This window comes from Paenibacillus borealis (assembly GCF_000758665.1).
GTDB lineage: Bacteria > Bacillota > Bacilli > Paenibacillales > Paenibacillaceae > Paenibacillus_AQ > Paenibacillus_AQ borealis.
This window is the reverse complement of the sequence record NZ_CP009285.1, coordinates 6,710,584-6,725,192: the sequence shown is the minus strand read 5'-3', so window position 1 is coordinate 6,725,192 and position 14,609 is coordinate 6,710,584. Positions and strand designations below refer to the sequence as shown.

Here is a 14,609-nt window from a genome sequence, read left to right as displayed (position 1 = left end):
TGAAATCTGCAGAGGTTCGGGCCATGCGGGCGAAAGACAGGGGGCATGTGCCAATTTCGGCGCGATACAGACAGATGTCCATGAGGCGGATGCTGACTCCGCATATAGTACTACTGTCTTGAGAATATGACGGGGCAGGGTGAAAGCCGTGAAAGCAAAAAAGAGAAACGTGCGTCCGCGGGATTACCGTGACGGTTACACGGAAGGATACCGTCTCGGCTTGTGTGAAGCCGTGAAGCGTCTGAATTCTCCTGAAGTGGGTGCATGCCGGCCATTTAAGCTGATGTATGTTCCACAGGGGTTTCAGGCCATCGACACGGGAATAACAGAAGCGCTGCGGCAGCTGGTCAGTGAGCTAATTATTTGTTCTCCGGAAACCATGCTGGAGGTGGCATCGCGCGAATCACCGGGAGCGGTGCTTGTGATGAACGGGCTGCATGTGTTTCCCGAGAATCATCTGGAACAAATCACGGAAATAAGAAAGCTGGGTATTCCAGCGGCGATCTGGTTTGTCGATGACCCCTATTTTACCGAGGACACATCGGTCATTTGCCGACACTATGATTACGTGTTTACACATGAACTGGGCTGTGTGGAGTTTTACCGTTCGCTGGGCGTGACTTCGGTGCATTATCTTCCGCTGTGCGTCAACCCGCAGATGTTCTACCCGCGCCGTACCGGACCGCAGTATCAATACGATGTTGTGTTTATCGGCAATGCCTTCCGCAACCGGACGGAGCTGTTCGATGAGCTGGCTCCGTTCCTCCGCGGGAAGAAGGTGCTGATCGCCGGCGGCTTCTGGGAACGGCTGAACACCTTCGAAGAATTGTCTCCATTCATCAAAAGCGGCTTCATCCCTCCCGAGGAAACAGCCAATTATTACAGCGGTGCCAAGCTTGTCATTAATATTCACCGTCCCTGGGAAGGCGGGCAGGACAACCGGAATACCTTCCAGCTGCCGTCCCTCTCCATTAACCCCCGGACCTACGAGATCAGTGCCTGCGGAACGATGCAGCTGACCGACATCCGCGAGGACCTGGGCAGCCACTACCGTCCGGGTCATGATCTGGAGACCTTTGCTTCTGCCGACGAGCTGAAACGCAAAATTGACTATTACCTGAAGCATGAGCAGGAGCGCCGCAAGTATGCGCTGCGGGGGCTGCAGACTACACTGCGCCACCACACTTTTACCGCCCGGCTGCCTCATTTACTAAATGTTCTTACTGCACAAGGGTGAAATCCAATATGGGATAGAAGGAGCGAATACTCATGAATAATCAATTTATAATGCCTGCACCACCTCTGCCGCGGACACCTGCGGAAGAAGAGAAACTGAGCGGCCGTCTGACCGGCTTCAAGGTCGGATACGATGAAGGCTACCTGCGTGGACGCCTGGCAATTCTGGACGGCCGGCCGGAAGAGCCGGTTCAGGTGCGCAATATCCATGTGATGTATGTGGCTTCAGGTAAAGGTTATCCGTATTCTCCGCTGGATGATGCCGTACTCTTCGCACTGCAAAGACTGACCGCCCAGGTGACGATTACCGATGTGCGTCAGAATCTGGTGGAGCTGGCGTCGGCCCAGCGTCCGGATCTGGTTCTGGTCCTGGACGGTCTGGATTTACCGCTGGATCAGGTCGCCGTTCTGCGCGGCAGAGGCATCAAGACAGCGATCTGGCTTACGGACGATCCGTACTATACGGATTTCACGATGAAAATCGTTGCCCACTATGACTATGTATTCACCCTGGAGCGCAACTGCGTGGAGTTCTATCGCGGCCTCGGCTGCACAGAGGTACATTATCTGCCTTTTGCCGCCCACCGCGAGCATTACCGCCCGACTACCGGACGTTCGCCGATCAGCCGTGATGTAAGCTTCATCGGGTCTGCTTACTGGAACAGGGTTAATTTCTTCCGTGATATCATGCCGGAGCTGATGAGCTACAACACGGTGATTAACGGGATCTGGTGGGACCGTCTGCCGGAAGCACCTATCTATGGCGACCGGATTGAGATCGGCAAATGGATGTCCCCTCAGGAAACGGCAGTCACCTACAGCGGTTCGAAGATTGTCATCAACCTGCACCGCTCCCACATTGATGAGGTAGCCAATAACAATACGCTGTATATTCCGGCTGCCTCGCCGAATCCCCGTACCTTCGAAATCGCCGCCAGCGGCACGCTGCAGCTCAGCGACGCCCGCGATGACATGGGCTCGTTCTATAAGGTCGGGGAAGAGATTGACACCTTCTCAAGCCCGCAGGAAATGATGGATAAAATCCGTTTCTACCTGACGCATGAGGAAGAACGCCGGGATATGGCGCTGCGCGCTTTTGATCGGACTCTGAAGGATCACACCTACACCAAACGCCTGAACCAGCTGTTGACGGTTATTTACGGCTAACGGCCGGCAGGCTATTACGCACCGCAAAACGCTCAAAAATGTGCGCTTTACAGGGGACAGGTGTCGTGCCGGCATCTGTGCCCCCTCAATATACTGGATGGAGTGCCGGGTTATGATGTTAGCCTGCTGCGGGGGATTTCCGCCGGATGAAAGAAAAGTAAGACGCAATGATACTTCGTAAACTTTAGCGGATGGTTCCGAAGCGAGTTTTACACGAAGAAATGCTCTGCAGTGAGTGCTCGTAAAACTTAAGTTTATGCTTTCGAAGCGAGTTTTACTGCGATGAAAATGCTCTGATGCTAAGCTTCGTGAAACTTAAGCGAATGCTTCCGATGCAAGTTTTACACGAAGAAATGCCCTGCAGTGAGTGCTCGTAAAACTTAAGTTTATGCTTTCGAAGCGAGTTTTACTGTGATGAAAATGCCCTGATGCTAAGCTTCGTAAAACTTTTAGGGAGGTGAATGGCTGCTCCACAGCCCCTCGCGGGGGAGCGCCGAGACACCATGGCCGACAAAGCTACAATCGTCCTCTTTTCCCATGTTTCCAATACACGCAGCATTACGGGTGCGGAGAAGCTGCTGTTATTCTTCAGCCGGGAGCTGTCTCCTTACTTTAATTGTATTCTGGTAGCCCCACAGGACGGGAAGCTGACGCGCCTGGCTCGGAGCTACGGAATCAATGTCCAGCTGTTATCTATTCCGCTTGTCTATGGAATGTATACTCCATACGCAGGCCTTCCGGCTGATATCCGCAAGCTTCAGGAGAGCCGGGAGTACCATGAGCTGAGTGACTGGCTTGCGGGTGTGCGCCCGTCGTTCATTATTTCCAGTACGTGCGTGCATGCTCTGCCGCCGATGGCAGCGAAATCATTGGGCATTCCGGTGGTGTGGAAGATCTCCGAGACCATTACGGATAATGAATTCACTCCGATCAGCGTGGAGCTGATCCATAACAACAGCGATGAGATTCTGGCCATCTCGCAGACGGCGGCGGCTTGCTTCCCCGAGGATATCCGTGAAGGCAAGGTGACCCAGCTGCCCCCCTCCTGGAATGACGCAGAAATGATGTTTGAAGCCTGGAGCAAGCTCCGGGGAGAAAGGCGGAGTGAACTGAAGGTAGCTCCGGAGGAACCGCTGGTGGGTTATGTCTCTTCCTTCATTAATAAAGAAAAGGGTCTTGAGCATTTTGTCAAAATGGCTGTTCTTGTAAATGAGCAGCATCCGGCCGCCCATTACATCGTGGTGGGTTCTCCCGGAGACAAGAGCTACTATGAACGCTGTGTCCGTAAGGTGAAGCTGGAGGGGTTAACCTCCCGGTTCAGATTTGTCGGATATGAAGAATGTCTGCCTGCAGCTTACTGCGCTATGGATCTGCTGGTCGTTCCCAGCCTGATCCGTGAAGGCTTCGGCATGACGGCACTGGAAGGCTATGCCTTCGGCAAGCCGGTGGTCGCTTATGATTCCGGGGGCTTGCGGGAGATTCTGAACGCAGCAGGCTGCGGTGAACTGCTCGTGCCTGCGGCTAACATCGGCGCGCTGGCCGAGCGGGTGAACCTGCTGCTGGCCGCTCCAGCCATGGCGGCGGCCATTGGCAGCCTGGCGCGGGAACGCATCGAGGCCGTCTACGGCCCGGCGGCTTACCGCGCCCGCCTGCACGGCTTAGCGGAGAGATGGTATCTCCGCTACTGCCTCGCGCCGCCGCAGGCAGCCGGCGGCGAAGAAGCCCCGCCCGCAGCTCCGCCGGCGGGCGGGGAGGGGGCCCCCGCGGCCGAGGCGCCGCGGGAACGCTCCTCGCGCCGCGCCGCGCGGCTGCGGGGCGCGAAGCTCCGGCGCGGCAGGCTCCGCCGCGCCAAGGCCCGGGCGCGTGCGGCGGCATCGCGCCCGCGCCGTAAGAAGCGCGCGGGGGGCTCCGCGCGCCGGAGGGCCAGCGGCGGCAAGCACCGCCGCGCGGGCCATGCGCGCCGCCGGGGAAGACGGCGGCGCAAGGCGGCCTGAGGTCCGCGGGGAGTTCGCGGACCGGGCCGCTTTGCAGGCGCTACGCCAGCTCCGCCGGAACCGCACTCCTCAGAGGGATAAATCCCTCTGAATCCGCCCCACCCGGCGGAATCGCACAAATCAGGAGCACAACTGCCCCTGAATTCGCTCCAGCCGCCGGAATCGCACAAATCAGGGGCACAAATGCCCCTGATTCAGCTAAAACTGCCGGAATCACCAGAATCAGGGGCACAACTGCCCCTGAATTCGCTCCAGCCGCCGGAATCGCGCAAATCAGGAGCACGAATGCCCCTGAATCCGCCCCACCCGGCGGAATCGCACAAATCAGGGGCACAACTGCCCCTGATTTCGCCCCACCCGCCGGAATCGCGCAAATCAGGGGCACAACTGCCCCTGAATTCGCTCCAGCCGCCGGAATCGCACAAATCAGGGGCACAACTGCCCCTGATTTCGCCCCACCCGCCGGAATCGCGCAAATCAGGGGCACAAATACCCCTGATTCAGCTAAAACTGCCGGAATCGCGCAAATCAGGGGCACAAATGCCCCTGATTCCATCGCTCCTGGCGGGCCAGCCCTTCACCGCCGCTGCGCCGGACCGGCTGCCAGCTCAGATAGAACTGCCTGCCCTTCCCTAAGGGCAGGCCATAATCAAAGGGGAGTGAACCCATGAAGATCATGACGATTTTGGGCACACGGCCCGAGATCATCCGCCTCAGCGTCATCATTCCGCTGCTCGACGAGCATGCGGAGCGGCATGTGCTGGTGCATACGGGACAGAATTTCACGGCCAGCCTCAGCGGGATTTTCTTCGCCGAGCTGGGACTCCGCGCACCGGACTATGTGCTGCAGGATAGGCAAGCCGGACTCGGGGGCCAGCTGGCCGCTATGTTCGGGAGCCTGGAGAGCATCCTGCTTCAGGAGAAGCCGGACCGGATTCTGCTGCTGGGCGATACGAACAGCGCGCTGAGTGCAATCCTTGCCGAGCGGATGGGCATTCCTGTGGTCCACATGGAAGCAGGCAACCGCTGTTACGATTTGAAAGTGCCGGAGGAGAAAAACCGCCGTGTCATAGATGCCGTCTCGACCATAAATATGCCTTATACCCAGCAGAGTAAAAGACATCTGCTCAGCGAAGGGTTTCCCAGCCAGCGTATCGTGTTAACCGGCAATCCGATCCATGAGGTGATTACGCATTATGAGGAGCAAATCGGGTCCAGCGATATTCTATCCCGGCTAAACCTTGAAGCAGGCCGGTATTTGCTGGTGACTGCCCACCGGGCCGAGAATGTCGATGATCCTGAATCCCTGCTCCAGATTATGTCGGGACTTAACCTTGTGGCTGAACATTATGGACTCCGCCTGATCTGCAGCATCCATCCCCGTACACGCTCCAAGCTTACGGAGCAGTTCCCGCTGACTATGAACCCGCTGGTGGAATTCCATGAGCCCTTCGGATTTTTTGATTTCGTCCATCTGGAACGATACGCCCTGTGCGCCATTACGGACAGCGGCACCGTTCAAGAGGAATGCTGCCTGATGGGGGTGCCGACAGTGACTATCCGCCGGACCACAGAACGTCCGGAGACGGTCGATTGCGGAAGTAATGTAGTGTCCGGCGTAGAGCAGAACAGCATTCTGCGCTGCACCCGGCTGATGACGTCGCTTAAGCCCGATTGGGAGGCGCCGGAAGGGTATCTCACCCCCGATGTCTCGGTTAAAGTAGTTAAATTTCTGCTTGGAGGGAACCTGCATGTTCAATAATAAACGGATTCTGGTTACAGGCGGTACCGGTTCCTGGGGGCATGAGCTTATCCGGCAACTGCTGCCGCAGCATCCCAAAGAAATCATCGTATTCTCCCGCAGCGAGTCTGCACAGGTAGCCATGAGCCGTGAATTTGAAGATAAGCGCCTCAGCTTCGTCATCGGTGATATCCGTGATAAGGATGCCCTCGTGGCTGCATGCCGCGGAGTGGATTATGTGTTCCATCTGGCGGCGCTTAAGCATGTTCCCGTCTGTGAAGATCAGCCATATGAGGCGCTGAAGACCAATGTGGTCGGCACGCAGAATGTGATCGAAGCGGCGATTGCCAACAATGTGGAAAAAGCGATTTATATCTCCACTGATAAAGCGGCCAATCCGTCGAACTTCTACGGCATGACCAAAGCTATCGGCGAGAAGCTGTTCGTATACGCCAACCTGATCGGTTCAGGCACCCGGTTTGTAACGGTGCGCGGCGGTAATGTGCTGGGAACGAACGGCAGTGTCGTCCACTTGTTCATGAAGCAGATCAAGGACAAGGGACAGGTGCGGATCACAGATATGAATATGACCCGCTTCTTCTTCACCCTGCGCGATGCCATCACGCTGCTGTTCAAAGCCTCTGAGGTCAGCATCGGCGGCGAGATCTTCGTCATGACCATGCCAACCTGCCGGATCGTGGACTTGGCCGAGGTACTGATCGAAGCTTCGGGCAGAAGAGATGTCAGCATGATCGAGGCTGGAATCCGCCCGGGTGAAAAAATCCATGAGATTCTCATGAGTGATTTTGAGAGCTTAACTACCGTTGTTTACGATGAGCAGTATCTGGTCATCCTTCCTACCCTGGATATGCCGGAGCTGAAGGAGCACTACCGCGAATACCCGCATGTGTCCTTCAACAGCTTCAGCTCGGAGAACAATCTGATGGATCAGGCAGAGATCAAGGACATTCTGATCCGGGGAGGGTTCCTCAAGTGAAGCTGCTTATCCTCGGAGGAAACGGTATGGCGGGTCACATGCTGGCGGATTTTTTTCGCCGCCAGGGCAAGCATCACGTCTTCCATACAACCCGGGATAAGAACGATCTTGGCGGGCTGTATGTGGATGCCGATGACATTGCCGGCGTAGAGAAACTGGTCGAAATCGTCTCTCCCCATTGCATGATTAATGCAATGGGTGTACTGAATCAATTCGCCGAACGTGACGTAATCGGCGCTTACCATGTCAACGGATTCCTTCCCCACCGTCTGCGGCGGGCAGCGGACAGCGTCCATGCCCGGCTCATCCACATCAGTACCGACTGCGTGTTCGAAGGAACGCGCGGCGGGTACACGGAAGAGGATGCCACTGACGGCACATCGGTTTATGCCATCACCAAAAGCCTTGGAGAAGTGCGTGACCCCGGCCACCTGACGATCCGCACCTCCATTATTGGTCCCGAAATCCGCTCCGGCGGCATCGGGCTCATGGAATGGTTCCTGGCCCAGAAGGGCCGGGTAACCGGCTATGAACGTGTGATGTGGAACGGAGTCACCACGCTGGAGCTGGCCAAAGTGATCAGTTCCCTGCTGGACGCTGATCTGTCCGGGCTGATCCATCTGGCCCATCCCCGGCCGGTGAGCAAATATGAACTGCTGCAGATGATGCAGTCGGCGTTTCATAAGGAGGATGTCGAGATCATCCCCGAACGGATACATGTTCAGGACCGGACACTGGTCAGCACCAGAAGCGACGTGAACTTCGAATTACCGTCCTATCCCGAGATGCTTGCGGAGCTCGCAGACTTTATGCACGGCTCAGAGATGCCGACATGAAGGGCCGGAGGCTGCTGATAACCGGAGCTTCCGGCTTTACCGGCAGGCATGCCGTGGCTTATTTTGCGGCTGAGGGAGCTGAAGTGACCGCTGTGGTACGCCGCAGCGAAGCGGAGGCTTCCGTCTTCCCGGCAGGCGTTCAGCAATATATCTGTGATCTAGGCGACCGTAAGGCTGTCGCCGGGATGATTGGAGAGGTCATGCCGGATCAGGTGCTGCACCTGGCAGGCAAGAACTCGGTTCCGGAGTCCTGGCAGGACCCTCTGCTCTATATGGAGACTAATGTAATGGCTACATTGTATTTGCTTGAGGCGCTGCGTTTTCAGCCGGCCAGCCGTATCCTGGTGGCCGGTTCCCGGCTTAAGTACAGACCGGATTCCGCGGCAGGTCCGCCGCATCCATACAGCCTCAGCAAGACGCTGGAGGAGCTGGTATCGCTGGCCTGGGGCACGCTGTTCAAGCAGCCCGTTCTGATGGCAGAGCCCTCCAATCTGATTGGCCCCGGGCCGTCTACCGGCTTCTGTTCCTTACTGGCACAGCATATTGTGCGCAGTGAAGAGGCGGCCGCTAAGGGGGAAGCCCGGCCTGCTGCATTCAGGCTCTCCTCGCGGCATGTCCTGCGCGACTTTCTGGATGTGCGTGATGCCGTTAGAGCGTATGGCTATATTCTGGATCATGGAGAGACCGGGAAGATCTACAGGATCGACTCCGGCGCGCAGCGGGAGCTTGGGGAGATTGCCGGGAAGCTGCTGGCTCATGCAGCGGTTCCGGTAGAGATGGACTGGGGACCGCAGCATGCAGAGGAAGGTCAGGCTGCTGCTTCCCCAGCATCTGCCGTTCCGGCAAAGGCTTCGTCTGCATCTGCTGATAGAGAAGTGCTGCAGGAAGAACCTGAGTACAATGCTGCTATTCTTGGCTGGAAGCCCGGGATCGGTCTTGACCGGTCACTTGCGGATATTATCGGCTATACAAGGGCCGGCAAGGAAGGAAGAATATGATGAAGCCCAGAGTATCTGTGATCATTCCCTTTTATAATTGCCCTTATATTGAGCAGGCGCTGCAAAGCGCCTTGGCTCAATCCTGGCAGCCCTATGAGATTATCGTGGTTGATGACGGATCATTCATGCATGCAGAGCGCATTACCCCATATTTGCCGCATATTCACTACCTGGGCAAAGCCAATGGTGGTACTGCCTCCGCACTGAATCACGGTATTGCCCATTCTACAGGGGATTATGTAGTCTGGCTTAGCTCGGATGATATGTTCTATCGTGACAAAATCAACAACCAGGTTCTGTTCATGGAGCAGAACCGTTTGCTGATCACGTACACGAATTTCAACTTCATTAACGGGGATTCACAGCTGACCCAGCTGAACGCAGCTGCTGTGTTTCATAACCAGCTGGATTACTTACGCTGTTTCCTGCAGGGCAATCCCATCAACGGCTGCACCGTGATGTTCAAGCGGGAGATATTCGGAGCCATTGGTCTGTTTAATGAGGCTCTCCCATACACCCATGACTATGATTTGTGGTACCGGGCGATTCTGAACGGCTATGCTCCGGTCATGCTCAATCAGTCCTTGACGGCCTATCGCCGCCATGACGGTATGGGCACTATCAAACATTATGATGTCATCATGGCTGAAGCCGCTGCGACCAATGCCCGCTATCATGCTCCGCTGAGTAGCTTGATCGCTTCCATGGGCGGCTAAGTGCCGGCGAGAGAAGATGATTCATGCTTCCGGAGTGAGTTTTACGAAGAGAATTCAGGAAGTAGATGTTATCACAACTTTTAGGAGGGAAAGCGTATGTACCGGGAAATAGAAGTGAAAGACTTCCTGCCGGTCCTGCTGGAGCAGCTGAAATTCTCCGAGAGTATCCTGGATATCGGCAGCGGTACCGGTACGCTGCTGGAGCGATATGAAGCGGCTGTTGTGCTGGGGCTGGATATCCACAGACCTTATCTGCTGCACCGCAAATACAAGTCCCCTCATATCATTCCGGTTCATGCCGATGCCAGCCATATCGATAAGCTGTTTCTGCCCGGGACCTTCTCTGCGGTCACGCTGATTGATTCCCTGGAGCATTTCTCGATGAGAGAAGGCACGGAGCTGCTGCGGAAAGCGGAGATTATCGCTTCGAACCGGGTAGTCGTGTTTACGCCCAGGGGTTTTTTTCCTCAGGAGGGAACGGATCATTTCAACCTGCACGGGGAGTTTTACCAGAGACACTGGAGCGGCTGGGAGCCTGAGGATTTCCTGAAGCTGGGATACTCTGTAACCGTACTGAAGGGCTTCCACCATGCTGAGAACCCTTCATTCCGTGCAGCGTTCGGCGAGAATCATGCGCCGCTGGATGCTCTGCTTGCCTGCAAAACAGTATGAATCGAATCGGGAAGGAGGTGAGCACATGAATCAGAAAACCAAGGTTTCGGTGGTGATCCCCTTTTACAATTGCCCTTACGTCGACCTGGCGGTGAAGAGTGTGCTGGCTCAGAGCTACCCGGACATTGAGCTGATCGTTGTCGATGACGGGTCTACACACTATGTTGAGAAGCTGGAGGCGTATAAGGACAATATAGTGTATATCCGCAAAACAAACGGCGGCACCGCCTCGGCGCTCAATATTGGAATTAAGGCGGCCAGCGGAGCTTATTTTGCCTGGTTAAGTGCTGATGACCTGTTCCACCCGGATAAAATCACAAGGCAAATGGAAGCCATCCGCAGCTCTGGAACCTCCTTCAACCATACGGCCTATTATTATATCAATGAGCTCGGGGAGCGCTTCTCCGGAATCATCAGCGTGCCTTTTCACAACAGGGGTGATCTGATCGAGACGATGATGTCAGGTTGTCCGGTAAACGGCAGCTCTGTTCTGCTTGATATGGACATCTTCTCCAAGGTCGGCCTGTTTAATGAGAAGTTCCTGTATACGCAGGATTATGACTTGTGGCTGCGTATTCTGCCGCATTATGAATGGTCCTATATTGAGGAGCCGCTGCTTGATTACCGTGTGCATAAAGAGATGGGCTCTGTCATACACAGTGAAGCGCAGAACCGGGAGATTGCGCTGGTGCAGACCAGGCATCAAGGCATTCTGACGCAGCTGCTGAGAAAGGAGAGAGGGAAATGAGACTGACATTCCCGATTCTGACGCTGTCCAGAGGCGGTGCGCAGCGGATGCTGGCCGAGCTGGCCAACCGTCTGGCGGAAATCGGCCATGAGGTGGTTGTTCTTTTACCTAGCCACGGTATTGTTGAATATGAAATGAAATGCCCCATTATCACTGCACCGGCAACGGTGCTGACCGAAGATGATTTTCCATACGGGGATGTGATCATCTCCAACTACTATACAACGGTGCCGGTTGCCCAGCGGGCCAGTGAACAGGGCAAGGGGCTGCATATCCGGCTGGCCTTATGCTATGAGCCGACTTTTTTACCCGATAACAATTTGTCGTTCGCCTCTTATAATATCACCCGCAACCTGTTCGTGCTTTCGCGCTGGCAGCAGGAAATCGTACGGATTAATCATGGCATTAAGGGCAGAATTGTTCCCATCGGTCTAAACCCTGATTTCAGTAATACACATTTACGCGGCAGAGGCGGGAACAAGATTGTCGTCTCGGCCATTATGCGCCGTCCGGAGGGCGGGTTCTCGGGCCACCGGGAACAGGATTATCTGCTCCAGCAGCTGGACATAGTGAAACAGCGTCATCCTGAGGTGGAGATCTATATTATCACGCCCCCGGCAGAATTTGCTTCCTCCGAGACGCTGCAAGAGCTCCTTGGGGATGGACGGTTTCAAATACGTACTCCGGGCAATGATTCTGAGCTGTCTTATCATTACAATGAGAGCGACATTTTTGTCAGCTCCAGCACCTATGATACCGGCTCGTTGCCCGGGCTGGAAGCCATGCGCTGCGGTGCCGCGCTGGTTACTGTATATTCCGGGGGGAATCTTGAATACTGTGTACACGGGCATAACTGCCTTATGTCATACCGTTACGAGAACCGCCTGGCCGATGATGTCTCTGTGCTTGTTAACAACAAGGAGTTCCGCGAGCGTCTGGCCGCGAGGGGAGAGCTGGATTCTCAGCGTTTCACCTGGGAGAGAAGCATGCAGATCTTTCAGACAGAGCTGTTTGAGCTTGTATCTAAACAAGGTGTATAACCAAAAAGAACCTTCAAGCCCCGGAAGCTGTGCGGGTTGAGGGTTCTTTTTCACGTTATCTTCAGAAGATAGAGAAGGAATTCAACATTTCACGGAAGGAATGGGCATATTGCTCGAATCCAAAACGGGACACCATATGCTGCCGGCCCTGCTGGCGGATCGCTTCACGCAGCGGAAGGTTGTTCATCAGCTCCAGCCCTTCGTTTACAGCCGCTCCCACATTGCCGATCGGATAAAACTTGCCTGTAATGTTATGGGTGATAAACGATCTGACCCCGTCAGAATCGGTGCTAAGTACAGGACAAGTACAGCAGATGGCCTCAGCTACAGCATACCCGAAACCCTCCGTGATAGAGCTTGACAGCAGGAATCCCCCGGAACCGGCGATGGATGAGTAATATACCGGCATAATATGATTTGGAATGTTGGTGAACACACTGAGGCGGTCTTTCAGACCCAGAGATTGCAGCTCTCTGTTAAATTGCTCCTTCTGGTCATCTGCAGCAAGATCGGGATCATGGAACATCCAGAGATGAAGATCAGGCTTGTGGAGCCGGATTTGATGGGCAATCTTGAGATATTCACTCCAGTTCTTATTGGTTTCCAGCCGTCCTACCCAGGCGATGACCGGATCGCAGGGCGGTTCACCGGGGATATACTGGAAGGACTGCACATCCACGATGTTGGGAATGACATAACGGTGCAGCCAGGGACAGATCTCTATAAACAGCTCCAGTAAGTGATCGGTCGGGGGAATGAGTACAGCATTGCAGTAGGATCGGAGAAAAGGTACGGAATCAATAATCAGATCCCTCGCATCACTGCGCTTTCCAAGTCCCTGAGATTCATATATCAGAATACGGCCATACCCCAGCCGGCGCAGACGTTCCAGCAGTAAATAGTCTGAAGTTACAATAATGGCATCATAATTATGCGTATCCAGCACCGCTTTGATCTCTGCATCCACGGAAGTGATAAACACCGGGAAGCTTGCCTGGTTGTGACTTCCGGACCCCGGCATGAGGTAAAGTACATGGCATTCGATGCCGCTCTTCTGAAGACTCTCACACCGCAGCTTGTTCAGTGTCTCTACCCCGCCGCTTGGTACATAAAACGTGAATAAAACCTTCAATATCACCCCTCCTGACATTAACCTTGCGGAGAAACACAGTCTGCTATTTATAAGATACGCCAAGGTTCCCTTACGCGTGACGGTTAAAGAGCGATGTGCCAAATCCTTTCAGGATAGCTTGGCAGGGCAAAGGCCATGCTAAAGCTTGTTACGCTGCACTTAACTATTCTATAGACGGGGGATGAACGGATGTTACGATCGAAATTTGGTTTAACGGTTTCTGCTGCGCTGCTGCTGGGCGCGGTGAGCATTACAGGATGCGGTGCGAATAACTCTGCAACGGGCAATACGGTGGAAACGAAAAGTGTGCGGGGGACGGACGGGCGGATTCACGTCAACTCTGCGCAGAACGGAATGCGTGCCAACTCCTTCGACAGCATGGAGGTGAGCAAGGAACTGGCTGACCGTGTAGCGGCCATGCCGGAAGTCCGTTCGGCCAACGTAATGCTGGTAGGCAAAAGCGCCTATGTAGCCGTAATGCTGGAGGATGCCTCCGGCGGAGTAAATGCCAAGAGCACCCGGGGAATTAAATCGTACAGCTATGGCAGTACAAGCGGCAGTACCACATCCGGGATGCTGAGCGGTACAGGCAGACCGGCAGGCGGGCTGGAAACAGGGATAGGTGCTGGAATGGGTGGAATGGACAACAGTATGCGTACCGGCAGAGGAACTGTAGCCGGTAATCCGGGTATGACGGGTACAGGCGGCTCCATTGCCGGAATTCCGGGAAGCATGACAGGCACGGGAACTGTCGGCGGTACGGGCGTTGCAGATCCTGAGAATTATCTGGGGAACGGCAACAACGGTATTATGTCCCGCAGCAATATGGTCGATGGACGGCATATGAAACGCGACATCGATGAAAGCCTGGGCAATACCATTGGAATCCGCAGCGTGGCACCGGGTAACGGAACCGCGATAACGGATAAGGACACGCTTACCCAGGAGATGAAGGATAAGATTGCCGCAGAGGTTAAAAAGGGAAAGACAGACATTAAGAATGTGTATGTCTCGGCTAACCCTGATTTCGTCGAGCGGGCTGATTATTATGCTCAGGAATTCCGTGCAGGGCATCCGTTAAAGGGCTTTGCGAATGAGTTCCGCACGATGGTTGAACGGATCTTCCCTACGCGCAGCGGGTATTAAGCATTGTGAGTAAGCTGCCCTGTCTTAATTAGGCTAGTATTCCAGAGGAATATGAAGCTTATTCAGCATGAGGGCACAGCACAGTACAGGAATGCACCTGCACAAAGAGCCAAGCAGCCACTGCTCCCGGATCCGGGCCGAATGGCTGCTTGGCTTGCTTATACATATATAGAATGGATCAGGGGA

At 54.8% G+C, this 14,609-nt stretch carries 15 protein-coding genes; 12 read left to right on the top strand and 3 right to left on the bottom strand.

The window, feature by feature from the left end:
• Positions 1–139: 139 nt before the first annotated feature.
• The 3 genes from PBOR_RS28450 (at position 140) to PBOR_RS38400 (ending at position 4,397) form a co-directional block, all read left to right on the top strand.
• Entirely contained in the window at positions 140–1,237 is a 1,098-nt protein-coding gene (locus tag PBOR_RS28450) for a CgeB family protein (RefSeq protein ID WP_425415507.1), read from the top strand.
• Between the two features lie 32 nt (positions 1,238–1,269).
• Positions 1,270–2,403, top strand: coding sequence for a CgeB family protein (locus tag PBOR_RS28445; protein ID WP_052429675.1), 1,134 nt, complete (start codon positions 1,270–1,272; stop codon positions 2,401–2,403).
• 503 nt (positions 2,404–2,906) lie between these two features.
• Positions 2,907–4,397, top strand: a complete 1,491-nt coding sequence (locus PBOR_RS38400; protein WP_042217210.1) for a glycosyltransferase — start codon at positions 2,907–2,909, stop codon at positions 4,395–4,397.
• Between the two features lie 40 nt (positions 4,398–4,437).
• Here the strand turns inward: PBOR_RS38400 and PBOR_RS28435 are convergent, their stop codons facing one another.
• On the bottom strand, positions 4,438–4,884 hold the full coding sequence (locus PBOR_RS28435; RefSeq protein ID WP_157764157.1) for a hypothetical protein: 447 nt from the start codon (positions 4,882–4,884) through the stop codon (positions 4,438–4,440).
• Between the two features lie 41 nt (positions 4,885–4,925).
• Positions 4,926–5,075, bottom strand: coding sequence for a hypothetical protein (locus PBOR_RS37215; protein ID WP_157764156.1), 150 nt, complete (start codon positions 5,073–5,075; stop codon positions 4,926–4,928).
• On the opposite strand from PBOR_RS37215, the gene wecB reads away from it, so the two are divergent.
• The 8 genes from wecB (at position 5,065) to PBOR_RS28395 (ending at position 12,145) form a co-directional block, all read left to right on the top strand.
• The gene (wecB, locus tag PBOR_RS28430) at positions 5,065–6,159 is read left to right on the top strand and encodes a non-hydrolyzing UDP-N-acetylglucosamine 2-epimerase (protein ID WP_042217208.1); all 1,095 of its coding nucleotides are present in this window, start codon (positions 5,065–5,067) and stop codon (positions 6,157–6,159) included. The two genes, PBOR_RS37215 and wecB, sit on opposite strands and share 11 nt — an antisense overlap.
• Positions 6,149–7,135, top strand: coding sequence for a polysaccharide biosynthesis protein (locus tag PBOR_RS28425; protein ID WP_042139752.1), 987 nt, complete (start codon positions 6,149–6,151; stop codon positions 7,133–7,135). Before wecB ends, PBOR_RS28425 begins: the two co-directional genes overlap by 11 nt.
• Positions 7,132–7,971 (top strand): dTDP-4-dehydrorhamnose reductase family protein, encoded by an 840-nt coding sequence (locus PBOR_RS28420; protein ID WP_042217207.1) that lies wholly within the window; start codon positions 7,132–7,134, stop codon positions 7,969–7,971. The genes PBOR_RS28425 and PBOR_RS28420 overlap by 4 nt, the downstream gene beginning before the upstream one ends.
• Entirely contained in the window at positions 7,968–8,969 is a 1,002-nt protein-coding gene (locus tag PBOR_RS28415; RefSeq protein ID WP_042217206.1) for an NAD-dependent epimerase/dehydratase family protein, read from the top strand. The genes PBOR_RS28420 and PBOR_RS28415 overlap by 4 nt, the downstream gene beginning before the upstream one ends.
• Positions 8,969–9,685 carry a glycosyltransferase gene (locus PBOR_RS28410; RefSeq protein ID WP_042220015.1) on the top strand — a complete coding sequence of 239 codons (717 nt, stop codon included), beginning with the start codon at positions 8,969–8,971 and terminating at the stop codon, positions 9,683–9,685. The genes PBOR_RS28415 and PBOR_RS28410 overlap by 1 nt, the downstream gene beginning before the upstream one ends.
• 96 nt (positions 9,686–9,781) lie before the next feature.
• Positions 9,782–10,357, top strand: a complete 576-nt coding sequence (locus tag PBOR_RS28405; RefSeq protein ID WP_042217205.1) for a class I SAM-dependent methyltransferase — start codon at positions 9,782–9,784, stop codon at positions 10,355–10,357.
• Positions 10,358–10,382: 25 nt separating this feature from the next.
• Positions 10,383–11,105 (top strand): glycosyltransferase, encoded by a 723-nt coding sequence (locus tag PBOR_RS28400; RefSeq protein WP_042217204.1) that lies wholly within the window; start codon positions 10,383–10,385, stop codon positions 11,103–11,105.
• Positions 11,102–12,145, top strand: a complete 1,044-nt coding sequence (locus tag PBOR_RS28395; RefSeq protein ID WP_042217203.1) for a glycosyltransferase family 4 protein — start codon at positions 11,102–11,104, stop codon at positions 12,143–12,145. The genes PBOR_RS28400 and PBOR_RS28395 overlap by 4 nt, the downstream gene beginning before the upstream one ends.
• Before the next feature lie 61 nt (positions 12,146–12,206).
• On the opposite strand, the gene PBOR_RS28390 is transcribed toward PBOR_RS28395, so the two are convergent.
• On the bottom strand, positions 12,207–13,283 hold the full coding sequence (locus PBOR_RS28390; RefSeq protein ID WP_342671092.1) for a glycosyltransferase family 4 protein: 1,077 nt from the start codon (positions 13,281–13,283) through the stop codon (positions 12,207–12,209).
• A 183-nt stretch (positions 13,284–13,466) separates the two neighbouring features.
• Between PBOR_RS28390 and PBOR_RS28385 the strand changes: the two genes are divergently transcribed.
• A complete protein-coding gene (locus PBOR_RS28385; RefSeq protein WP_042217201.1) occupies positions 13,467–14,423 on the top strand; it encodes a YhcN/YlaJ family sporulation lipoprotein in 957 nt (318 codons plus the stop codon).
• Positions 14,424–14,609: the final 186 nt, after the last annotated feature.